17 protein-coding genes are annotated in these 21,537 nt (G+C 72.4%); 11 read left to right on the forward strand and 6 right to left on the reverse strand.

The annotated features are described in order from the left end of the window. Positions 1 to 53: 53 nt before the first annotated feature. Positions 54 to 1,715: a substrate-binding domain-containing protein gene (locus ACQPXD_RS33455; RefSeq protein WP_432825326.1), complete on the forward strand. Its 1,662-nt coding sequence runs from the start codon at positions 54 to 56 to the stop codon at positions 1,713 to 1,715. Between the two features lie 289 nt (positions 1,716 to 2,004). Here ACQPXD_RS33455 and ACQPXD_RS33460 read toward each other — a convergent pair whose 3' ends face one another. The 3 genes from ACQPXD_RS33460 to ACQPXD_RS33470 all read right to left on the reverse strand — a co-directional run bounded on the left by ACQPXD_RS33460 (position 2,005) and on the right by ACQPXD_RS33470 (position 4,995). Continuing rightward, complete coding sequence (locus tag ACQPXD_RS33460) at positions 2,005 to 3,453, reverse strand: M1 family metallopeptidase (RefSeq protein ID WP_432825327.1); 1,449 nt, start codon at positions 3,451 to 3,453, stop codon at positions 2,005 to 2,007. A gap of 10 nt (positions 3,454 to 3,463) precedes the next feature. Then, on the reverse strand, positions 3,464 to 4,318 hold the full coding sequence (locus ACQPXD_RS33465; RefSeq protein WP_432825328.1) for a metal ABC transporter substrate-binding protein: 855 nt from the start codon (positions 4,316 to 4,318) through the stop codon (positions 3,464 to 3,466). A gap of 176 nt (positions 4,319 to 4,494) precedes the next feature. Further along, entirely contained in the window at positions 4,495 to 4,995 is a 501-nt protein-coding gene (locus tag ACQPXD_RS33470; RefSeq protein WP_432825329.1) for an AAA family ATPase, read from the reverse strand. 26 nt (positions 4,996 to 5,021) lie between these two features. Here ACQPXD_RS33470 and ACQPXD_RS33475 point away from each other — a divergent pair, with 26 nt between their 5' ends. Beyond that, the gene (locus ACQPXD_RS33475; protein ID WP_432825330.1) at positions 5,022 to 6,542 is read left to right on the forward strand and encodes an MFS transporter; all 1,521 of its coding nucleotides are present in this window, start codon (positions 5,022 to 5,024) and stop codon (positions 6,540 to 6,542) included. Here ACQPXD_RS33475 and ACQPXD_RS33480 read toward each other — a convergent pair. After that, positions 6,484 to 7,902: an MFS transporter gene (locus ACQPXD_RS33480; protein WP_432825331.1), complete on the reverse strand. Its 1,419-nt coding sequence runs from the start codon at positions 7,900 to 7,902 to the stop codon at positions 6,484 to 6,486. The genes ACQPXD_RS33475 and ACQPXD_RS33480 overlap by 59 nt on opposite strands. A 68-nt stretch (positions 7,903 to 7,970) precedes the next feature. Here ACQPXD_RS33480 and ACQPXD_RS33485 point away from each other — a divergent pair, with 68 nt between their 5' ends. The 3 genes from ACQPXD_RS33485 to ACQPXD_RS33495 all read left to right on the forward strand — a co-directional run bounded on the left by ACQPXD_RS33485 (position 7,971) and on the right by ACQPXD_RS33495 (position 10,783). After that, entirely contained in the window at positions 7,971 to 8,660 is a 690-nt protein-coding gene (locus ACQPXD_RS33485; RefSeq protein ID WP_432825332.1) for a TetR/AcrR family transcriptional regulator, read from the forward strand. 34 nt (positions 8,661 to 8,694) lie between these two features. Next, positions 8,695 to 9,984 carry a serine--tRNA ligase gene (gene serS, locus ACQPXD_RS33490; protein WP_432825333.1) on the forward strand — a complete coding sequence of 430 codons (1,290 nt, stop codon included), beginning with the start codon at positions 8,695 to 8,697 and terminating at the stop codon, positions 9,982 to 9,984. Positions 9,985 to 10,195: 211 nt separating this feature from the next. Then, positions 10,196 to 10,783: a TMEM165/GDT1 family protein gene (locus ACQPXD_RS33495; RefSeq protein ID WP_432825334.1), complete on the forward strand. Its 588-nt coding sequence runs from the start codon at positions 10,196 to 10,198 to the stop codon at positions 10,781 to 10,783. A gap of 1,068 nt (positions 10,784 to 11,851) precedes the next feature. On the opposite strand, the gene ACQPXD_RS33500 is transcribed toward ACQPXD_RS33495, so the two are convergent. Next, positions 11,852 to 12,199: a Fur family transcriptional regulator gene (locus tag ACQPXD_RS33500; RefSeq protein WP_432844056.1), complete on the reverse strand. Its 348-nt coding sequence runs from the start codon at positions 12,197 to 12,199 to the stop codon at positions 11,852 to 11,854. Between the two features lie 242 nt (positions 12,200 to 12,441). Here ACQPXD_RS33500 and ACQPXD_RS33505 point away from each other — a divergent pair, with 242 nt between their 5' ends. Then, positions 12,442 to 14,028 (forward strand): DHA2 family efflux MFS transporter permease subunit, encoded by a 1,587-nt coding sequence (locus ACQPXD_RS33505; protein WP_432825335.1) that lies wholly within the window; start codon positions 12,442 to 12,444, stop codon positions 14,026 to 14,028. A 59-nt stretch (positions 14,029 to 14,087) separates the two neighbouring features. Here the strand turns inward: ACQPXD_RS33505 and ACQPXD_RS33510 are convergent, their stop codons facing one another. After that, entirely contained in the window at positions 14,088 to 15,113 is a 1,026-nt protein-coding gene (locus ACQPXD_RS33510) for a lysylphosphatidylglycerol synthase transmembrane domain-containing protein (RefSeq protein WP_432825336.1), read from the reverse strand. Between the two features lie 103 nt (positions 15,114 to 15,216). Between ACQPXD_RS33510 and ACQPXD_RS33515 the strand changes: the two genes are divergently transcribed. The 5 genes from ACQPXD_RS33515 to ACQPXD_RS33535 all read left to right on the forward strand — a co-directional run bounded on the left by ACQPXD_RS33515 (position 15,217) and on the right by ACQPXD_RS33535 (position 21,480). Continuing rightward, the gene (locus ACQPXD_RS33515) at positions 15,217 to 15,972 is read left to right on the forward strand and encodes a polyphosphate kinase 2 family protein (RefSeq protein ID WP_432825337.1); all 756 of its coding nucleotides are present in this window, start codon (positions 15,217 to 15,219) and stop codon (positions 15,970 to 15,972) included. Between the two features lie 7 nt (positions 15,973 to 15,979). Next, complete coding sequence (locus tag ACQPXD_RS33520) at positions 15,980 to 16,480, forward strand: hemerythrin domain-containing protein (RefSeq protein WP_432825338.1); 501 nt, start codon at positions 15,980 to 15,982, stop codon at positions 16,478 to 16,480. A 70-nt stretch (positions 16,481 to 16,550) separates the two neighbouring features. After that, positions 16,551 to 19,760 carry a bifunctional lysylphosphatidylglycerol synthetase/lysine--tRNA ligase LysX gene (gene lysX / locus ACQPXD_RS33525; RefSeq protein WP_432844058.1) on the forward strand — a complete coding sequence of 1,070 codons (3,210 nt, stop codon included), beginning with the start codon at positions 16,551 to 16,553 and terminating at the stop codon, positions 19,758 to 19,760. A 142-nt stretch (positions 19,761 to 19,902) separates the two neighbouring features. Next, positions 19,903 to 20,640, forward strand: coding sequence for an IclR family transcriptional regulator (locus ACQPXD_RS33530; protein ID WP_432825339.1), 738 nt, complete (start codon positions 19,903 to 19,905; stop codon positions 20,638 to 20,640). Positions 20,641 to 20,784: 144 nt separating this feature from the next. Further along, positions 20,785 to 21,480, forward strand: coding sequence for a hypothetical protein (locus ACQPXD_RS33535; RefSeq protein ID WP_432825340.1), 696 nt, complete (start codon positions 20,785 to 20,787; stop codon positions 21,478 to 21,480). Positions 21,481 to 21,537 lie beyond the last annotated feature (57 nt).

Here is a 21,537-nt window from a genome sequence, read left to right on the forward strand (position 1 = left end):
GTTCGTTCGCACACCCACACCCCACGACTTCGACCGCGGACGGTTACCGGACCATGACCAAGCCCCAGTCGGGACTCCCCGCGCCCGGCGTGGCGCTGCGCGCTCTGGTGCTCCTGCTCGCCGCCGGCCTGCTCGCTGGCGCCGGCTGGTTCGTGCTGCGCGACCAGGCCGGCAACGCCGGGGACGGCACCGACTGCCGGACCACGCTGCGCGTGATCACCGCGTCGTCGTTCAGCAACGTCGTCTCCGCCGCCGGCCGCACCCTGCGCTCCGGCCGCGACTGCGTCCTGCTCGACGTCACCAGCGCCGACGGGCGCCCCGCCGTCGGCCAGCTCGGCCAGGTCTCCGCCGACGTGTGGATCCCCGACGACGACGCCTGGGCCGCGCTCGCCCCGCCCGGCTTCCTGGTGCCCACCGACAAGGGCGGCGCGCTCGGGGCCGGGCAGACCCTGGCCACCAGCCCCATCTACATGGTCACCGACCAGCCCACCGCCGAGAAGATCAAGTCGGCCGGCGGCGGCTGGCTCGCCCTGGCCAACCTCCTCGACGCCAAGGGCTCCGGGGTCCGCCTGGTCGTGCGCGACCCGTCGCTGTCCGGCGACGGCCTGGTCGCCGCCGGCGCCGTCGGTGAGGCGGTCTGGCTGGACAAGGGCATGGACGCCTCCTCCCTGGCGCTCAACACCTCGATGGCGGTGACCCGCACGGTCAACCACGACCTGGCCGCCACCCCCAACGAGGCCGGCGAGGTCGGCCTGGTCCCCGAGTACGCGCTGCTGCCGACCATCCGCCTCGCCGGCCCCGGCCGCACCTACCTGGCCGGCGCCGACCACACCGCGCTCATGCGGTACACCTGGCTGCCCTCCGCCGCCGCGGCCCGGGACCCGCAGCGGGCCGCGGCCCTGCGGCGGCTCTTCGACGCGTTCGCCGGCACGGAGGCTCGCCAGGCCCTCGCCGCGGGCGGCCTGCGCGCCCCCGGCCAGGCCCGCCCGCCCTTCGACGGCGCCGCCGCGCTGCCCGAGCCCACCGCCCAGCCGTTCGACGTGCTCGCCGCGCACCACATCCAGCACATCTTCGCCACCTGGGACCCGGAGGACCGGCGCAGCAACCTGCTCATCATCGTCGACATCTCGGGGGTGGCGTCGAGCCCCGGCACCTCCTCCAGCGCCCCGCCCGGCGGCCGCCAGCAGCCGATCGACGTGGTCCGCACCGGCTGCCGGGTCGTGGGCGACCTCATGCCGGTCGGCTCCGTCCTGGGCCTGTGGGAGGTGAGCCCCGGCCAGCCCGGCGGCTACCGCAAGCTGCTGCCGTCCAACCGCCTCGACGACGTGTCCCGCACCGCCTACGGCCGGGCGGTGACCGCGCTGAGCGTCCACAAGGCGGGCGCCGGCCTGTTCGACACGATCGTCGCCGGCTACCAGTCGGTCCGCGACGACTGGCACGACGACATGTTCAACCAGATCTTCATCCTCACCGACGACCAGAACAAGGACAGCGCCAACGCCCAGGCCACGGCCGAGATGGTGCAGAAGCTGAGCGGGCTGAAGGACACGGAGCGGCCGATCACCATCAGCGTCGTCGTGCTGGGCCGCAAGGACGCCGCCGACCGCTTGAAGACCGCGCTCCAGCCGATGGGGGCGTACGTCGACAACGCGGTCAGCGCCGACGACGTGCAGGCCTCGTTCATCCACGTGGTCGCCGGCGGCCTGCACGAGTAGCCACCGCCCAGCCCTCGGTGATGCCTCTTCGCCGCTGGCATCGGTCGGCCTGGGACGCCTCGCGAGGCTGGACCAGGCCGCGCCACCGCGGCCGGGCTGGTCGCGGCCACGCGGCCACGCGGCCACGCGGCCTCAAGCCAGGCCCGCTCGGGTCAAGCGGGGCCGAGCCGGGCCGGGCCACGCCAGGGCGAATCGGGCGCTCCGGGCCGAGCCGGGCCGCGTGTTGGCGAATCGGGCGAGTCCGGCCGAGTCGAGGCGGATCAGGGCGGGCGCGGCGAAACGGGGCGGGTCAGGACGGGGTGGTTGGGGAGTCGAGCCAGGCGTTGATCAGGTCGGTGAAGTCGCGGCCGGTCTGGCGGTTCACGAAGGCGGTAAAGGCCGCCCGGTCGCGGGCCGTGCCGGCGTTCTGGGTGGCCCATGCCCGGGCCAGCGCGAAGAACCGCTGGTCGCCCAGCGCCTTGTGGATCTGGTGCAGCATCAGGGCCGGGCAGAGGTAGACGTTGTTCTCCGCGAAGCTGTCCGCCCGCGGATGACCCGGCGGGCCCAAGCGGTGGCGCAGGTCGGCGTCGGCGGCGCGGGCCTGGCGCTCCCAGCGGTCCATGCCGCCCGAGACGCCGTCCTGGCGGTACAACTCCTCGGTGTAACTGGCCCAGCCCTCGTTGAGCCAGACGTCCTGCCAGGTCGCCGGGCCGACCTCGTCGCCGAACCACTGGTGGGCGAACTCGTGCACGAGCACGCTCGAGGCGACCGCCGCGTCCTTCACCACGTCGGCGCCGACGGTGATCATCTGCTGGGTTTCCATCGCCGACTGCGACGGCACCAGTACCACGCCGATGCTCGGGAACGGGAACGGGCCGAACCGGTCCTCCAGCCAGCGCAGGTAGTCCGGTGTGCGGCGCAGCGCGGCGAGCCGGGCGGCGTCGTCTCCGGTGCGGGTCCACAGCGTCACCGGCAGGTTGCCCGGGCCCTGCACCTCGGTTTTGGTGTACTTCCCCACCGCGAGCGTGGTCAGGTAGCTCGCCATCGGCGCCGCCGAGGTGTACCGGAACGTGTCGCCGTCCTGCCCCTGCGGCGTCCCGCCGGCGATCGCCGCCCAGCCGTCCGGCACCGTCACCGCGATGTCGTACAGCGCCTTGTCCGACGGCTGGTCGTTGGCCGGGTACCAGGTCGAGGCGCCATAGGGCTCCTGCATCGTCCACAGCTCGCCGTCGGCGGTGACGGTCAGCCCGAGCGGCTCGACGTCGCCGCGGTGCGACGGCATCGGCACCGTCGCCGGCGTGCCGTTGTAGGTCACGACCAGCGTCGCGACCGCTCCGGCCGGCAGCGCCCGGTCGACGACCAGGTCGCCGTCGCTCACGCGCCCGGTCGCGGCGGTGCCGTCGACGCTGATGTTGCCGATGGTGTACGCCGGAGAGAAGTCCAGCCGTACCGTCGAAACGGCAGTCACCACCCGTAACCGGATAGTCGCCGTGCCGGTGAGCCGCCGGGGCTGCGGCGCCCAGTCCAGCACCAGGCCGTAGTGCAGCACGTCGAGCGCCGGGTTGCCGTAGGCCGGATAGATCGGGTCGGCGACCGGTGTGGAGGTGCCGTCGCGGTTGCCCTGACCCGCCGCGTCCGCGCTCGCCACGGAGACCGGCAGCGGGCGCGCCGCCACGGGCTGGGAAGTGGAGCACCCGCCGGCGAACAGCACGGCGGAGACGACGACGGCGGCAACGGCTCGGGCGGGGGCGCGGCGCACCGGCCCAAGGTTAACCACAGCCCAGCGCGTCCCGGAGGGCCGCGAGGTTCGCCCGCATGACGGTGAAGTACGTCTCACCGTCCTCGACCCCCTCGATCGGGTCGAGGACGGCGGCCTTCGCCCCGATCTCCCGCGCCACGGTCTCCGACAGCTTGGGGCTGACCAGCGACTCGAAGAAGATCGTGGTGACCCCGTGCGCACGGGCGAGCCGGGCCACGTCGCGCACCTGCCGCGGCCCGGGCTCCTCGTCCGGGCTGATCCCGGTCACCGGCACCTGCACGAGGTGGTACCGCGCGGTCAGATACCCGAACGCCTCATGGCTGGTGACCACGTCGTGCCGGGCGCAGCGGGCGAGCCCAGCCGAGTACTCCTCGTCGAGCTCGTGCAGCCGCGCCACCAGCTCCGCGGCCCGCGCCCGGACCCCGCCGGCGGCCGCGGCGTCCACGTTCTCCGTCAGCCGCCCGGCCAGCCGCTCCACGATCGTCGCGAGCCGCACGGGGTCGAGCCACACGTGCGGGTCCCCCTCGGTGAGCGCCTGGACCTTGCCCACGTCGAACGTCTTGCCCCGGTCCCCCAGGTCGATCGCCTCGTCGACGGCCGGCTGGAACCCGCGCAGGTAGACGACCAGGTCGGCGTCCTCGATCCCGGCCAGCTGCCGCGGCTGCAGCTCCAGGTCGTGCGGCTCGGCCCCGGCCTTGGTCAGGTTGTCCACGACGACCCGGTCCCCGCCCACCTGCTCGCTGATGAACTGCAGCGGATAGAACGCGGCCACCACCCGCACCCGCCCGTCGGCGGGCTGCGCGGGCCGGGCACATCCGGCCAGTACCAACAGCCCCATCACAACCGCCGCCACCCTCCCGAGCATGCCGACAGTCTCGCTGGCGATGACAATCATTGTCAAAAACCCTGGGCCTATTCAACCGGCTCACCGACCACGGCGCGCTGCCGGGTGCGGCGCCTGGTCGGCGGTGACGCGGCCGAGCCGGGCGACCGACGGGCGAGACTGACCCGCGCGGAGGACGTCGTGCCGGAGCGCACGGCCTAACCGATGGCGGCCAGCAGGGACGCGTAGGTGGCGTCCGGGTCGCCCTCGATGCTGGGGACCAGGCGGGTGGCGGGGCGGGCGGCGATGACGGTCTGCAGGCGGTCGTACATCTCGCCCACCTCGGCCTGGGTCACCGCGGGGCCGGGGCGCGGCACGAACCGGCGCAGCGCGCCCGCCCGGGTCTCCACCAGCGCGACCTCGACGAACGGCACGCCGGCGGAGCGGGCCAGCGCCTCCAGGCCGAGGACGAACGGCAGGCGGCCGAGGAATTGGGGTACCACCACCTCATGACCGGACGCCAGGTGCACCTCCGCGGCCGCCAGGGCGATGCGGCGGGCGAGGATCCCGCCGTTGGCCGGATCCGTGGGCCAGGCGCCGATCAGGTCGCGGACGCGGTCCACGTCGAGATCCAGGGTCATCGGGCGCGCGTCGGCGTAGCGGCGGGCCAGCGTCGACTTGCCGCAGCCGGGCGGGCCGTTGAGCAGAATGAGGCGCACGGCGGCCAGGCTATTAGGTTGGGGACATGAGCAGCAGCGGGCTCGCCTATGCCAGTGCGGCCGGGCGGTGGGTACTCACCGCCACCATTCTCGGGTCGGGCATCGCGGCCATCGACGCGACCGTCGTCGGCATCGCGCTGCCCGCGATCGGGCGGACGTTCGGGGCCGGCCTGCAGACGTTGCAGTGGGTCGTCACCGCCTACACGCTGAGCCTGGCCGGGCTGCTGCTGCTCGCCGGGGCGCTGGGCGACCGCTACGGGCGGCGGCGGGTCTTCGCGATCGGCGTCGTGTGGTTCGCGATCGCGTCGGTGCTGTGCGGGATCGCGCCCACCGCCGAGGTGCTCGTCGCGGCCCGGGCGCTGCAGGGCGTCGGGGCGGCGCTGCTGACGCCGGGGAGCCTGGCGATCCTGCAGGCGTCGTTCCGCGCCGACGACCGCAGCAAGGCGATCGGCGCGTGGTCGGGGCTGGGCGGGGTGGCGACCGCGATCGGGCCGTTCGTCGGCGGCTGGCTGGTCGGGCTCGGCGCGTCGTCCTGGCGGCTGATCTTCGCGATCAACGTGCCGATCGCGGTGGCGGTGGTGTACCTCACCTGGCGCCACGTCCCCGAATCCCGGGACGAGGAGGCGTCCGGCCGGGTCGACCTGCTCTCCGGCGCGCTCGTCACCGCCGGGCTGATCGGCGTGACGTTCGGGCTGATCGAGGGCCAGGCGCTGGGCTGGGGCAGCGCCCCGGTCCTCGGCGCGCTCGCGGGCGGGGCGCTGCTGATGGCGCTGTTCCTATGGCGGCAGACGCGGCTGCCCCACCCGATGCTGCCGCTGGAGCTGTTCGGCTCGGCGCAGTTCACCGCCACGAACGTGGTCACCTTCATCATCTACGGCGCGCTCGGCGGGGCGCTGTTCCTGCTGCCGATCCAGCTGCAGCGGGTGGCCGGGTACTCGCCGCTGGAGGCCGGCGTCTCGCTGCTGCCGGTGACGATCGTGATGCTGCTGCTGTCGGCCCGCTCGGGGGCGCTGGCCGCCCGGATCGGCCCGCGGCTGCAGATGAGCGCCGGGCCGGTCGTGGCCGGCTGCGGGATGGCGCTGTACGCCCGGATCACCGCCGGCGGCGGCTACCTCACCGAGGTGCTGCCGGCGGTGCTGGTCCTCGGCCTGGGCCTGTCGATCACGGTGGCCCCGCTGACCTCGACGGCGCTGTCCTCGGCGCCGTCGACCCACGCCGGGATGGCCTCGGCGGTCAACAACGACGTGGCCCGGGCCGCCGGGCTGATCGCGGTGGCCGTGCTGCCGGCCGCCGCCGGGATCAGTAGCGCCGCCTATGCGTCGCCCGCGCTGCTGTCGTCCGGTTTTCATCGGGCGGTACTCATCTGTGCCGCCCTGTGCGTGCTGGCCGGGCTGCTGGCCGCGGTGACGATCCGCAACCCGAAGGCCCCGCCGCCCAGGGAGCGGCCCTGGCGCTCCTGCGCCCTGGACGCTCCCCCGGCGGCGGTGCTCAGACGGGCTGCGGCTGCGGCACCGGCGTCTCCTCCACCGACGGCTGCGGGGTCCTGATCCGCCGCAGCGTCGCCAGGGCGATCGGCACGCCGGCCGCGACCAGGACGGCCGCGATGACCAGCGAGAACTGGTAGCCGGACAGGAAGCGGTGCAGCTCGGCGCCGGTCGCCGCGTGCTGCCGGTTGGCCAGGATCGCGCCCAGGATGGTGATGCCCAGCAGGCCGAACACCTCGCGGGAGACGTTGAGCAGACCGGAGGCCATGCCGGCCCGGGCGGGCGGCAGGGCGCCGAGGACCACGTTGTTGAGCGGGACGAGCAGGCCGCCGCCGACGCCGAAGACGGCGAACCAGGGCAGCAGGTCGGTGTACCCGGCACCCTCGCCGACCGTGGCGAGCCCGGCGACGCCGATGGCCATGAGCGCCATGCCGGCCGCGACCGCGGGTCCGGCACCGAAGCGGGCCTCCAGCCGGGGCGCGAGCGTCGCCATCACGGCCATGATCAGCGCCATCGGGATGAACGCGGAGCCGGCCTCGGTCGGGGAGAAGCCGAGCACGTTCTGCAGGAAGATCGCGGTGAAGAAGTAGATGCCGAAGACGCCGAACGCCCACAGGCCGATGGTGGCCAGGCCGCCGCTGAACACCCGGGACCGGAAGAAGTTCAGGTCGACCATCGGGTGCTCGGTGCGGGCCTCGACGAACACGAAGGCGATCGCGCTCGCCGCCGCGAGGGCGAAGGCGCCGAGGATGACCCCCGAGGTCCAGCCGCGCTGTTCGCCCTCGATGAGCGCGTAGGTCAGCGCGAACAGCGCGACCGAGCTGGTCGCGAGGCCCGGCAGGTCGAGGGTGCGGTTGTGGCTGCGCCGGCCGGGCGGCAGCGAGAGCCCGCCGATGACCGCGGTGGCCACCCCGATCGGGGCGTTGATCAGGAAGATCCAGCCCCAGGAGGCGTGCTGGCTGAGGTACCCGCCGGTGAACGGGCCGATGGCCAGGGCGAGCGCGCCGACCGCGCCCCAGACGCCGATCGCGGCGCCGCGCTCCCGGGGGTCCGGGAACAGCTCGGTGATCAGCGCGAGGGCGGTCGGGGTGAGCAGCGCCGCGCCGACGCCCTGCAGCGCCCGGGCGCCGATGAGCACCTCCTGGCTGCCGGCCAGGCCGGCGGCGACCGAGGCCGCGGTGAAGATCGCCAGCCCGGCGAAGAAGGTGCCGCGCATGCCGAGCACGTCGGCGAGCCGGCCGCCGACCAGCAGCAGGCCGGCGAAGACCAGGATGTACGCGCTCGCGATCCACTCCAGGCCGGAGATGCTCAGGTGCAGGTCGCGCTGGATGGACGGCAGCGCGACGTTGACGACGTTGTTGTCCAGATAGGTCATGAGCGTGCCCAGGGCCACGGCCACCAGGGCCAGCCAGCGGTTTCTCACGATGCTTCTCCCCTATACGGCGTACATGTACGTTGTATAGGAGAGACCGTACGTTGTACAGTTGTCAAGTGCCGCCCGCCAAGAACACCCCCGATCGCCTCACCCGCACCGCGGTGGCCGAGCGCGCCCTGCGCATCGGCGACACCGAGGGCCTCGACGCGATCACCATCCGCCGGCTCGCCCAGGAGCTCGGCGTCACCCCGATGGCGCTCTACTGGCACTTCAAGAACAAGGACGAGCTGCTGCAGGGCATCACCGACCACGTCCTGGCCGGGGTGAGCCCCGACGGCGGCGCCGCCGGTCCCTGGCCGGTCCAGCTGCGCGCCATGCTCGAGGCCCTGGTCCGCGCCATGCGCGCGCACCCCTGCCTGCCCGAGCTCATGCACGCGACCGACGTCAAGGTCGTGGAGAGCTTCACCCGGGCCACCGAGGCCGCGCTCGGGCTGCTGACGGCGGCCGGCTTCAACCTGCAGGAGGCCTACTGGGTGGCCACCTACCTGATGTACTCCGCGCTCGGCCTCGTCTCCGCGCAGCCCGGGTGGCCCGTCTCGGTGCAACCGGATCAGGCCGACGAGTGGCTGCGCCGGAGCCGGATCAGGATGGAGAGCCTGCCCGTGGAGCGGTTCCCGCACATGGTGGCCCTGGCCGACTGCTACCGCACCCAGCCCGACCTGGACCGGTATTTCGCCTTCGGCATCGACCTGGTCATGGGTGCCGTGGAAAAAATGGCTGCGGAGCGCCCGGTAACATCGCAGTGACCATTTCTTCCCGACCACAAAGGTGCGCGGCAGCATGCTCGACATCGAGTTGATTCGCAAGGACCGGGCCTCGGTGGAGGCCGCTCTGTCCAAGAGGCTCGACCCGTCCGAGGTGTCCCGCGCGCTGAGCGGCATCGCCGAGCTGGACAAGCAGCGGCGCGAGCTCATCGGCGACATCGACGCCGAGCGGGCCCGGCGCAAGGAAGAGGCCCGGGCGTTCGCCGCGGCCAAGGCGGCCGGCCAGGCGGTCGAGGCCGGCGCCCGCGACGCCAAGGCGGCCCTGCAGGAGCTCGAGGACCGGCTCGCCGGCGTGCAGGAGCGGCTCACCACCGCCATGAGCGAGCTGCCCAACCTGCCCAGCGACGACGTCGTGGCCGGCGGCAAGGAGGCCAACCAGGTAGTCAAGGTCTTCGGCGAGGCGCCGAAGATCGACAACGTCCGCGATCATGTACAGCTGGCCACCGAGCTCGGCCTGGTCGACTTCGAGCGCGGCGTGAAGCTCGGCGGCTCCGGCTTCTGGATCTACACCGGCTGGGGCGCCCGCCTGGAGTGGGCGCTGGTCAACTGGTTCATCGACCGGCACTTCGCCAGCGGCTACCAGTTCATGCTCCCGCCGCACCTGCTGCTGGACTCGGCCGGCTACGCCGCCGGGCAGTTCCCGAAGTTCTACGACGAGGTGTTCCACATCGCCGCCGACGAGGACGAGCGGGGCCGCTTCCTGCTGCCCACGTCGGAGACCGCGATCCTGGGCGCCTACCAGAACGAGATCTTCGACCCGGCCGACCTGCCCCACAAGGCGTATGCGTACACCCCCTGCTACCGCAGCGAGAAGGCCGGCTCGCACTCCGACGAGCGCGGCACCGTGCGCGGCCACCAGTTCAACAAGGTGGAGATCTTCCAGTTCACCACCCAGGAGGACGGCGAGCAGACCCTCGAGGAGATGGTCGACTACGCCGAGGGCCTGGTCGACTCGCTCGGCCTGCACTTCCGCCGCTCGCTGCTGGCCGCCGGCGACGCCAGCGCCTCGATGCGCAAGACCATCGACATCGAGGTGTGGATGCCCAGCACCGGCAAGTACAAGGAGGTCTCGTCGGTCTCCTGGGCCGGCGACTACCAGGCCCGCCGGGCCGGCATCCGCTACCGGGTGCCCGGCTCGAAGACCAACAAGTTCGTGCACACGCTCAACGGCTCGGCCCTGGCGACCAGCCGCATCTTCCCGGCCATCCTGGAGCAGTTCCAGCAGTCCGACGGCTCGGTGCTGGTGCCGGAGGTCCTCCGCGACCGGGTGGGGACCGATCGCATCACCCGCCCGAAGAAGCGCTAGAGTGGTGGGGCACGAAGGGGAGTAGTCCTCAACTGCCCGGTCGACATACTGGCGCCACTCGTGGTTCCCGGCCGCGCGGCTTCCCGCGGGAAGCGGACGAGACTTTCGGCTCAGCTGTCGGCACGGCCGTCCTCCGGGCGGCCACATTTACGCTGGACGGCCGGGTCGAGGCCGTCCAGCCACCTCCCGGTCCTCCGGGAAGGGTTCACACGTGGGCGGTTTCCTCGCGGCGCTGGTCATCAGCTTCGGCGTCATCTTCGTGGCCGAGCTGGGCGACAAGTCCCAGCTGATGGCGCTGACCTTCGCCACCCGCTTCCGCATGATGCCGGTCCTGATCGGCATCACGGTCGCCACCGCCGTCGTGCACCTGGTCTCGGTCGCCGTCGGCTACGGTCTCGGCGCGGCACTGCCGACCGGGTGGATCTCGCTGGTCGCCGCGCTGGCGTTCGTCGCCTTCGGGTTCTGGACGCTGCGCGGCGACACGCTCACCGACGATGAGCGCACCAAGGCCGAACGCACCACCCGCTCCGCGATCGTCGCCGTCGCGGTGTCGTTCTTCCTCGCCGAGCTCGGCGACAAGACCATGCTCGCCACGATCACCCTCGCCACCCAGCACGGCTGGCTGGGCACCTGGATCGGCTCGACGGTGGGCATGGTCGCCGCCGACGCCTTGGCCATCGTGGTCGGCCGCCAGCTCGGCCGGCACTTGCCGGAGCGGGCCGTCCGATATGGCGCCGCCGCCCTGTTCTTCGTCTTCGGCGCGTGGCTGCTGGTGGAGTCGCTGACCGAGCTGCTCTAGCGCTCCCTGCTTGCGGGATCCGTGACCACGTCGTGCGTTGCGCGCCGCAGCGGCCGGAAGTCTCCGCGATCATGCTGTACCCGCCGCCGACACCAGCGGTTTTTCATGATCACGGAGTGGGGATGTACACCGGTGTACGTAAAGTCTCCGGGATCATGGCAAATCCGTGGTGCGGCTTTGGCGGGGGCATGATCACGGAGACATTCGGTCGGCGCGGGCCCCCAACCAGACCCTCCATGGCGGGTCTGCGAGCACCCGGTTCGCGCTGCGGGCACCCGGTTCGCGCTGCGGGTACCCGGTTCGCGCTGCGCGGTCGGGTTCGCGCGAAGTGCGGTCGGGTTCGCGCGAAGTGCGGCGGAAGGCCGACGGTCGGCCCTGCGTCCTGGGCGCGGTCCCCTGTCGCGCCTCCGGCGAAGTGGCTGAGGCCCCTGTCGCGCCTCCGGCGCCGTGGCTCGGGCCCCTTCTTGCGCCTCCGGCGCAGTGGCTCAGGCCCCCCATCGCGCCTCCGGCGCTGTGGCTGAGGTGCCCTCTTGCGCCTTCGGCGCGGTGGCTGAGGTTTCTTGTTGCGCCTCCGGCGCAGTGGGTGCGGCCGTAAGCTAGCCACGCGCGACTCCGTCGCGGCGCTAACCCTGGGGGGTTCCCACCCCAGACCCCCCCATGGCCGCTCCGCGACCACTTCTTGCCGCGCTGCGCGCCCCTGCGTCCTGGGCGCGGCCCCCTACCGCGCCTCCGGCGCTGTGGCTGAGGTGCCCTCTTGCGCCTCCGGCGCTGTGGCTGAGGTGCCCTCTTGCGCCTTCGGCGCGGTGGCTGAGGTTTCTTGTTGCGCCTCCGGCGCAGTGGGTGCGGCCGTAAGCTAGCCACGCGCGACTCCGTCGCGGCGCTAACCCTGGGGGGTTCCCACCCCAGACCCCCCATGGCCGCTGCGCGGCCACTCTTTTCGCGCTGCGCGCCCCTGCGTCCTGGGTGCGGTCCCCTCTCGCGCCTTCGGCGCTGTGGCTTGGGCGCCCTGTTGCGCCTTCGGCGCAGTGGCTCAGGACCGCCCGGTTGCGCCTCTGGCGCGGGTGCGGGTTAGCGGGCGCAGCGGCCGCAGGTGCCGAAGATCTCCAAGGTGTGGCTTACCTCGGTGAAGCCGTGTTCCTCGCCGATTCGGTCGGCCCAGCGTTCCACGGCGGGGCCTAGCACCTCTACCGTGCGGCCGCAGCTGCGGCAGACCAGGTGGTGGTGGTGCTTGTCGCTGCAGCGGCGGTAACGGGTGTCGCTGCCCGGGACCTGCATGACGTCGATCTCGTTGGTCTCGGCGAGCAGCTGGAGGGTGCGGTACACGGTGGTGAGGCCCACGTTGGCGCCCCGCTCGCGGAGCATGACGTGCAGCTCCTGGGCGCTGTAGAAGCCGTCGACGTCGCCCAGCAGCGTCATGACGGCGTCGCGCTGCCGCGTGTTGCGGCGGACGGGGTGCGAGTCGAGCTGCGCATCCAATTCGCGGGCCTGGTCATTCACCCGAAAAGCTTAGCGTAGCCTTACTCCATTGCAGTGCCCCGGTCACCGGCAATCTCGTTCGCGGCCTGCAACACAGGCCGCGTAGGCTGAGGCCAAATCCGATCACTTGCACGTGATAGTTGCGCGTCTGGGGGGAACTCGTGGTCCAACAGGAAGCCGCCGTGGCCGCTGGAGGCGGTCGGGCGCCGGCGAAACTCGACGCCGCGGTGCTCAAGATCGCGGGCGTGATCGTCCTCGGCGCGATCATGTCGATCCTCGATGTCACCGTCGTGAGTGTCGCGTTACCGACGTTCCAGCGGGAGTTCGACGCGACCTACGCCAAGGTCGCGTGGACGATGACCGGCTACACGCTGGCACTCGCCACCGTCATCCCGCTGTCCGGGTGGGCGGCGGACCGCTTCGGCACCAAGCGGCTCTACATGCTGGCGCTGCTGCTCTTCACCGCCGGCTCCGGGCTGTGCGCCACCGCCGGCTCCATCAACGAGCTCATCGGCTACCGGGTCCTGCAGGGCCTCGGCGGCGGCATGCTCATGCCGCTGGGCATGACCATCATGACCCGGGCTGCCGGCCCGGCCCGGATCGGCCGGCTCATGGCGGTGCTGGGCATCCCGATGCTGCTCGGCCCGATCGGCGGCCCGATCCTCGGCGGCTGGCTGATCGACGCGGCCAGCTGGCACTGGATCTTCCTGATCAACCTGCCGATCGGCGCGATCGCCCTGGTCTACGCCGCGATCGCGCTGCCGAAGGACCACACCGAGCCCTCGGAGTCCTTCGACTTCCTCGGCATGCTGATGCTCTCCCCCGGCCTGGCGTTGTTCCTCTACGGCATGTCGTCGCTGCCCGAGGCGGGCACGATCACCAAGGCCAAGGTGTGGGTGCCGATGCTCGTCGGCGCCGTCCTGGTCGTCGGCTTCGTCCTCTACTCGTTCAAGCCGAAGCACCCGCTGCTGGACCTGCGGCTGTTCCGCAACCGCAACCTGACGGTCGCGAGCCTCTCGCTGTTCGTGTTCATCATCGCGTTCATGGGCGCGGGCCTGCTCTTCCCGAGCTACTTCCTGCAGGTGCGCGGCCAGACCACCCTGCACGCCGGTCTGCTGATGGCCCCGCAGGGCCTCGGCGCGATGCTGACGATGCCGATCGCCGGCATGCTCTCGGACAAGCTGCCGGTCGGGCGGACGGTGCCGTTCGCGATGGCGCTCATCGCGGTGGGCTTCTTCAGCTTCACCCAGGTCGGCGTCGACACGTCCTACGTGATGCTGTGCGGCTCGCTGTTCGTGATGGGCCTGGGCATGGGCGGCACCATGATGCCGATCATGACCTCGGCGCTGCGCACGCTGACCAGCCATGAGGTGGCCCGCGGGTCCACGTTGGTGAACATCCTGCAGCAGATCGGCGGCTCGATCGGCAGCGCGGTCATGTCGGTGATCCTCACCAGCCACCTCAACGACTCGGCGAAGATCCCGGGTGCGGTCGACCCGAAGAGCGGCGCGACGCTCACCGAGGCGCAGATCGCGATCGCCTCGCACGATCCGGTCTCCGGCCCGCAGATCCTCAAGCAGTTCCCGCCCGACGTGATCCACCGCGGGCTGCAGTTCGTGGCCGACTCGTTCGCCTCGACGTACTGGGTCGGCTTCTTCCTGGTGCTGGCGACCTTCATCCCGATCGCGTTCCTGCCGCGCAAGCGGGAGGTCTCGCACCTCAACGACGACGTGGCCGCGGAGGCCCCGGCGCCGGTCGTCATGCACTGACCCGAACACCTGCGAGCACCGACGAAGCCCCGCCGCCGTCCGCGGCGGGGCTTCCTGGCTCAGGAGCCCTGGCCGGCCAGCACCGGCGGCTCGGCCGGGGCCGGCTCGGGCGGAGTGCCGCGGCGCAGTACCGCATAGGTGAGCAGCCCGACCGGGATGATGATCCAGCAGGACAGCAGGCGGTAGACCAGCATCGCGGCCGCCGCGGGGGCCTGCGCGGCGCCGGCCGAGACCAGGCCCGCCAGCAGCGCCACCTCGACCACCCCGATCCCGCCGGGGCTCAGCGGCACCTGCCGCACCAGCTGCACCGTGAGATAGACGGTGGCCAGCCGCACCAGGCTCACGTCGATGCCGAACGCCGCCGCGGTGGCGGCTAAGCAGGCGAGGTCCAGGCCCCAGTTGACGGTGGCGTGCACCAGCGACAGCACCCACGAGCGCGGCGGCAGCCGGCGCAGGTCGTAGAGAGTGCGCCGCACCGCGGCCCGGCCGCGGCCAATCCAGCCCGCACCCGGCGGCTCCGGCGCGTCGTCCTCCGCGGGCGGCTCGACCGGGCCGCGGGTGAGCAGCCAGTCGAGGGCGAAGGTCAGCGTGGCCGTGGCGAGCAGCCCCAGCACCAGCACCAGCGTGTCGGTGTTGCCGGTGGCCCCGCCGCGCGGGATGAGCACCACCGCGCCGTACATCAGCACGAGCGCGACCCCGGACAGCACGCTCGAGAGCACGGCCACCGCGCCGGCCGTGCGGCGCGTGGCGCCCGCGGTGCGGAACTGCCGGAACGCGTAGCCGGCCGACACCGCGGAGCCGGCCGGCAGGCTGAACGAGATCGCCGAGCGGGTGAAGCTGACCGCGACCGCCCGCGGCACCGACATCCGCACGCCGAAGCCGGCCAGCAGCCGCCGCTGCTGCAGGGCGAAATGCCGCAGGGACGTCATCTCCGCGGTGGCGGCGAGCACCAGCCACCACGGGTGCGCCGAGCCGAGCGCGTGGGCGGTCTGCCCCAGGTCGGGCAGATTGTCCTCGAGCGTGACGCCGGCGACGGCCAGCACGGCGAGCAGCCCTGTGATCCGCAGCACGGTCCTGGTTCGCACGCCCACGAGATCAGGTTCCCATCCGCCGGTAGCGAATTTGCCGCTTCGCTCAGGTCGTTCTCAGTTGCGCTCGTCACGTGCGGGACGTGGCAGGCTGATGAACATGAAGCGGCTGTCAAACCTCGACCTGGACGACACCTTGCCCAAGGACGTGGCGCTGGACCGGCTCACCGCGGCCCAGGAGCGGCTGCTGCGGCTGCGGCTGACCCTCGGCGGGCAGATCGGCGGCAGCACGCTCGGCCCGCCGTTGTGCGTGCTGTTCGAGGGCTGGGACGCCTCCGGCAAGGGCGGCTCGATCAAGCGCCTGGTCGACCACCTCGACCCGCGGCACGTGCGGGTGGCCCAGTTCGCCGCGCCGACCTTCGACGAGAAGCGGCACCACTTCCTGTGGCGGTTCTGGCCGGTGCTGCCGGGCTGGGGCGGGATGACGGTGCTGGACCGTTCGTGGTACGGCCGGGTCCTGGTCGAGCGGGTCGAAGGCTTCGCCACGCAGGAGCAGTGGACCAGGGCGTACGACGAGATCGTCGAGTTCGAGCGCACGCTGGCCGCCGAGGGCATGATCCTGGTGAAGCTGTGGCTGCACATCTCCGCCAAGGAGCAGCTGCGCCGGTTCCGCAGCCGGGCCGCCGACCCGCTGCGCTCGTGGAAGCTCACCGACGAGGACTGGCGCAACCGCGACAAGCGCCCGGAGTACAAGCGGGCGGTCGAGGACATGCTGGCGCGCACCGACCACCCGGCGGCGCCGTGGCACGTCGTACCGGCGGACGACAAGCCGACCGCGCGGGTCGTCGTGGTGGAGACCGTGTGCCGGGCGGTGGAGGACGCGCTGGGTTTGGGTGGAGCGCAAACGGGTGATTGATGTGCGCATGGACGACATCACCGCGCTCATCCTCGACGACCACGCCGCCTTCCGGCGCGGCTTCGCCCGCCTCGACGACGCCGAGGGCGACGAGCAGCTCGCCGCCATCTGGGCGTCCCTCGCCCTGCACCTGGACATCCACGCCGAGGCCGAGGAGCTGATCCTCTACCCGCAGCTGCTGCGCAAGCGCACCGACGACGCCGAGGAGGAGACCGACGACGCGATCCGCGACCACAACAAGATCCGCGACGCGATCGAGGCGTCGAAGGGGCACCCGGCCGGCTCCGGCGAGTGGTGGAAGGCGGTCTGGGACGCCCGGCGGGAGAACAGCGAGCACCTCGCCGAGGAGGAGGACGAGGTGCTGCCCGACTTCCGCCGGCACGCCGGCATGGAGCTGCGGCTGGAGCTGGGTAAGCGCTGGCTGACCTTCTACGGCGAGCACCCCAGTGGCCGGGGGCTCGAGTTCACCGACAAGGATCCGAAGCGGTACATCCAAGAGAACAGTTGAGTGTCGGGGGCATGATGTCCCGGTGAAGCGTGCCCGAATCCCGGATTGGTTCGCCGTCGGACTGTTGCTCGTGGCCGCCCTGTGCGCGGTCGCCGCGGTCAGCGCGGCGCTCGGTGCGCGGGTGCATCCGCTGCGGGCCAGCGTCGACGCGCTGCTGATCCCTGCGCCGCCGAACGTCGGCTACGCCGCGTTTCTGGTGACGCTCGCCGCGGGCGTGCACAACCGCAAGCACATCACCCTGTGGCTGCTGGCGATCATCTTCGCGCTGCAGGGCCTCTACGACGCGTTCGTGCTGCTCGACGTCGGCGAGCGCGGCGAGGAGGCGCACGAGCTGCACCTGCCCTGGCACGGGGTGGCGGCGGCGACGACCAACCTGATCGTGACCGCCGCGCTGCTCGGCCTGCTGTGGCTGGGCCGGGGCGAGTTCCGGGCCCGGGTCCAGCGGGCCAGCCTGCCCAAGGCCCTCGTCACGCTGGGTGTGCTGCTGCTCGCCTTCACACTGGTCGGCTGGGGCCTGCTGGAGCTGTTCCCGGGCTCGCTCGGGCCGGGGATCGCGCGGCTGGGGTACAGCGGCCGGATCGTGCTCGGCGGCGCGTTCGCCTTCGACGTGGGCCGGCACGGGCGCGCGCCCGGCTGGGTCAACCTGGTGCTCGGCACGTTCGGCGCGATCGCGCTGTTCTCCGCCCTGTTCGCGCTGCTGCGCTCGCAGCGGCTGATCGCCACGCTGGACGAGGACCAGGAGCGCACCGTGCGCCGGCTGCTCGCCGAGCACGGCGAGCGCGACTCGCTGGGCTACTTCGCCACCCGCCGGGACAAGGAGGTCATCCTGTCCCCGTCGGGCCGCTCGGCGCTGACCTACCGCGTGGTGTTCGGGGTGTCGCTGGCCAGCGGCGACCCGCTGGGCGAGCCGGACGCCTGGCCGCCGGCGATCGAGGCGTGGCTGCGGGAGGCGCGGGAGTACGCCTGGACGCCGGCCGCGATGGGCGCGAGCGAGGAGGCCGCCACCGCGTACGCCCGGGCCGGCCTGCGGGTCATCGAGCTCGGCGACGAGGCCATCCTGCACGTGCGCGACTTCGACCTGGACGCGCCGCGGCTGCGCCAGGTACGCCAGGCGGTGCACCGGGTCGAGCGGGCCGGCTACACGGTGCGCATCCGCCGGCACGCCGACATCCCCGCCGAGGAGATGGCCCACACCATCGAGCTCGCCGCCCGCTGGCGCGACACCGAGACCGAGCGCGGCTTCTCGATGGCGCTGGGCCGCCTCGGCGACCCCAACGACGGCCGGTGCGTGCTGGTCGAGGCGCACGATCGCGACGGGCGGGAGGTGGCGCTGCTGTCGTTCACCCCGTGGGGGATCGGCGGGCTGTCGCTGGACCTGATGCGCCGCGACCGCTCGTCGGACAACGGGCTGATCGAGTACATGGTGGCCGCGCTCATGCGGGAGGCGCCGCGCATCGGGGTGCACCGGGTGTCGCTGAACTTCGCGGTGTTCCGGGCGGTGTTCGAGGAGGGCGCGCGCATCGGCGCGGGGCCGGTGCTGCGGCTGTGGCGGACGGTGCTGCTGATGGCGTCGCACTGGTTCCAGCTGGAGTCGCTGTACCGCTCGAACGTGAAGTACCACCCGCAGTGGCTGCCCCGGTTCCTGTGCTTCGAGGACGTGCGGGACCTGCCCAAGGTCGGGCTGGCCTCCGCCGCCGCCGAGGGTTTCGTGGTGGTACCGCGGCTGCGCACGCTGCTGCGCCGGGGCGTGACCGCGCCGTTCGTCGGCGACCGCCGCGAGCTGATCATGCCGGAGTCGGAGACGCTGCGGCTGGCCGCGCCGCCCGAGCCGCGCCGGCCGGAGCAGGTCCGGGTGCGGCTGGCGAAGCTCGACGCGCTGCGGGCCGCGGGCGTCGAGCCCTACCCGCCGGGCTTCCCCCGCACCCACGAGCTGGCGCAGGTCCGCGCGGCGCACCCGGCACTGGGGCCGGACGCGCACACCGGCGACCGGGTCGCCGTCGCCGGGCGGGTGGTGCGGCTGCGCGACCACGGCGCCCTGTGCTTCGCCACGCTGCGCGACTGGACCGGCGACCTGCAGGTGATCCTGCGCGACCCCGGGTTCGCCGGCACCGTCGACCTCGGCGACCACGTCGGCGTGACCGGCGAGGTGGGCACGTCGAAGCGGGGTGAGCTGTCGGTCTTCGCCGACGGCTGGCGGCTGACCGCGAAGTGCCTGCACCCGCTGCCGGACAAGCACCGGGGCATGGCCGACCCGGAGGCGCTGGTCCGCCAGCGGCACGTCGACCTGATCGTCAACCGCCCGGCCCGCGACCTGGTGCGCACCCGCTCGGCGGTGACGTTCGCGCTGCGCAGCGCGCTGCACGGGCGAGGCTTCGTCGAGGTGGAGACGCCCGTGCTGCAGCCGGTGCACGGCGGCGCCAACGCCCGGCCGTTCGTGACCCACAGCAACGCCTACGACATGCGCCTCTACCTGCGCATCGCGCCGGAGCTGTACCTCAAGCGGCTCGCCGTCGGCGGCGTCGAGCGGCTCTTCGAGATCGGCCGCAACTTCCGCAACGAGGGCGTCGACGCCACCCACAACCCCGAGTTCACGATGCTGGAGGCCTACGAGGCGTACGGCGACTACACCACGATGCGCGCCCTGGTCCGGGAGCTGATCCTGGCCGCGGCCGGCGACCGGCCGGTGCTCGAGCGCGGCGGGACCGTCGTCGACCTGCGCGACGAGTGGCCGGTCGTGCCGGTCTACACCGCGGTCAGCGACGCCGCCGGCGCCGAGCTCACCCCCGGCACCTCGGTGGCGGAACTGCGCGAGCTCGCGGAGAAGCTCCAGGTACCGTGGCAGGAAGCCTGGACGCACGGGCAACTGGTGCTGGAGCTCTACGAGCACCTGGTGGAGAGCGCGACCGTGGGCCCGACCTTCTACACCGACTTCCCGGTGGACGTCTCGCCGCTGACCCGCCAGCACCGCCAGGATGCTCGCCTGGCCGAGCGCTGGGACCTGGTCGCCTTCGGCATGGAGCTGGGCACCGCCTATACCGAGCTGGTCGACCCGGTCGAGCTGCGGGCCCGGCTGACCGCCCAGTCGCTGCGGGCCGCGGCCGGCGACCCGGAGGCGATGGAGCTCGACGAGGACTTCCTCGACGCCTTCGAGTTCGCGATGCCGCCCAGCGGCGGGCTCGGGCTGGGCGTGGACCGCCTTGTCATGTTGCTGACCGGCCGGACGATCCGCGAGACGCTGCCCTTTCCGCTGGTCAAACCGGGCCACCGGACGGAACGCTGAGCAGCCGGGCCGCGAGGTGGCGCATTGGCCTGCGCTAAACCGTGACAGCAGGGATAGAATCTGGAACGGTTCAACATAACGATCATGCATCGAAAATCCCCCGGGGCGTTTGCCGTCCCGGCCGAGGGGAAACGCGGTCCGAATGGCCGATGAGAGCCCAACCCTGGACCTGCTGGAGCGGCTGGCCGCCGCGCCCGACAGGGTGACGTTCGACGCCCTCGTCCGCCAGCTCGGGCTGCCCGAGGGCGTGCTGCGCGGCCGGCTGGACCGGCTCGTGGCCCGCGGCTGGGTCGAGGCCGACCCGGAGGGCACCTCCTACGCGATCGGCGTCGGCGCGTTGCGGCCGGGCAGCGCCTACCTCTACGGCGACCGGACCACGCGGCTGGCCGGGCCGATCCTGACCCGGGTGCGCGACCAGCTCGACGAGTCGGTGCGGCTGGTGCGCCTGGACGGCACCGCGATCGTCTGCCTGGCCAGCCGGGAGGCCTCGCACGACCCGGCCGGGCCGCAGATCGGGCGGCGCTATCCGGCACTCGCCTCGGCCAGCGGCCGGGCCATCATGGCCCAGCGCAACCGGGGCGAGGTCGACGCGATGCTCGACGCGGGCGTGGAGGCGCACACCGTCGACTCGGCGGTCGACCGGGTCGCGGTCTACCGGGCGCTGGGCGAGGCCCGGGTGCGCGGCTGGGCCTACGAGCGCGGCGAGCTGGTGCCGGGCGTGGGCTGCGTGGCCGCGGCGGTGCAGACCGGGCGGCAGCCGGTGACCGACGCGATCAGCGTCGCGGTGCCCCTGTCCCGGCTCACCGACGAGCACACCGAGGACGTGGCCGCCAGCGTGCAGCGCGCCTCCCGCGAGCTCGCCGCCGCCCTGCTGGGCTGAGCCCGGCCCCCGCACTCGGGCAGACAACTGTGCCCGAAATGCGGAAATTCTCTCATCTGCCGGGTCTCGCGGCGACCGGCGTGTTTGGCTCTGCGTCGGAGGTGCCACGGCAGCGCAGCCGTGGCGGACGACGGGGGAACCACCATGCTCAAGCACAACCGGATGCTGCCGGTGATCGGGGCGACCACCATGCTGGCGACGCTGCTGGGCGCGCCGGCGCACGCGGCCGAGGCCGCCGGGGGCGGGAGCGCCACATTCCAGGCCGCCCGGCCCGGGCCCGGCCCCGGGCCCGCGTGCAAGGAGCTGACCGTGAACGGCGGCTTCGAGACGCCCAAGCTCGGCGGCAAGAAGTACAACCTGTTCGACGAGGACGACGTCCCGGCGTGGGGTACCGACGACCCGGCCGGGAAGATCGAGATCTGGAGCGGCGCGATGGGCGTGCCGGCCCGCTTCGGCACGCAGTTCGCCGAGCTCAACGCGACCGGCCAGGGCAACTCGATCTACCAGGACATCAAGACCAGGCCCAACACCCGCATCTACTGGTCGTTCTGGATCCGGGCCCGGGACTCCTCGGGCGGCAAGGACATCGACGCGACGCAGATCCATTTCGGCAAGACCCCGAAGGACGACGGCAGCGTCAACGGCGTCGGCTCGGCGTTCGCCTATGCCAACTCCTCCGACGACGTGCGCTGGAAGCGGCTCCACGGCTGGTACAAGACCGGCCCCGGCCAGACCTCGACCCGGGTGACCCTCACCGCGGTGGACAGCGCCGCGACCGACCCGGGCTACGGCAACCTGGTCGACGGGCTGACGATCGTGGAGAACCCGAACTGCATCTGACGCGGAGGTGGCCGGTCGGTGCGCGAGCCTGCGCATCGACCGGCTTCATTCTTTGTC

The organism is Dactylosporangium sp. CA-092794 (assembly GCF_050948465.1).
Lineage (GTDB): Bacteria > Actinomycetota > Actinomycetes > Mycobacteriales > Micromonosporaceae > Dactylosporangium.

Bases quoted from the DNA above. Each gene is read 5' to 3' on its own strand.
- ACQPXD_RS33465 (WP_432825328.1), bottom strand. From the start codon at position 4,318: ATGCTCGGGAGGGTGGCGGCGGTTGTGATGGGGCTGTTGGTACTGGCC.
- ACQPXD_RS33520 (WP_432825338.1), top strand. From the start codon at position 15,980: ATGGACGACATCACCGCGCTCATCCTCGACGACCACGCCGCCTTCCGG.
- ACQPXD_RS33535 (WP_432825340.1), top strand. From the start codon at position 20,785: ATGCTCAAGCACAACCGGATGCTGCCGGTGATCGGGGCGACCACCATG.
- ACQPXD_RS33515 (WP_432825337.1), top strand. From the start codon at position 15,217: ATGAAGCGGCTGTCAAACCTCGACCTGGACGACACCTTGCCCAAGGAC.
- ACQPXD_RS33500 (WP_432844056.1), bottom strand. From the start codon at position 12,199: ATGACGCTGCTGGGCGACGTCGACGGCTTCTACAGCGCCCAGGAGCTG.
- serS (WP_432825333.1), top strand. From the start codon at position 8,695: ATGCTCGACATCGAGTTGATTCGCAAGGACCGGGCCTCGGTGGAGGCC.
- ACQPXD_RS33475 (WP_432825330.1), top strand. From the start codon at position 5,022: ATGAGCAGCAGCGGGCTCGCCTATGCCAGTGCGGCCGGGCGGTGGGTA.
- ACQPXD_RS33530 (WP_432825339.1), top strand. From the start codon at position 19,903: ATGGCCGATGAGAGCCCAACCCTGGACCTGCTGGAGCGGCTGGCCGCC.
- ACQPXD_RS33455 (WP_432825326.1), top strand. From the start codon at position 54: ATGACCAAGCCCCAGTCGGGACTCCCCGCGCCCGGCGTGGCGCTGCGC.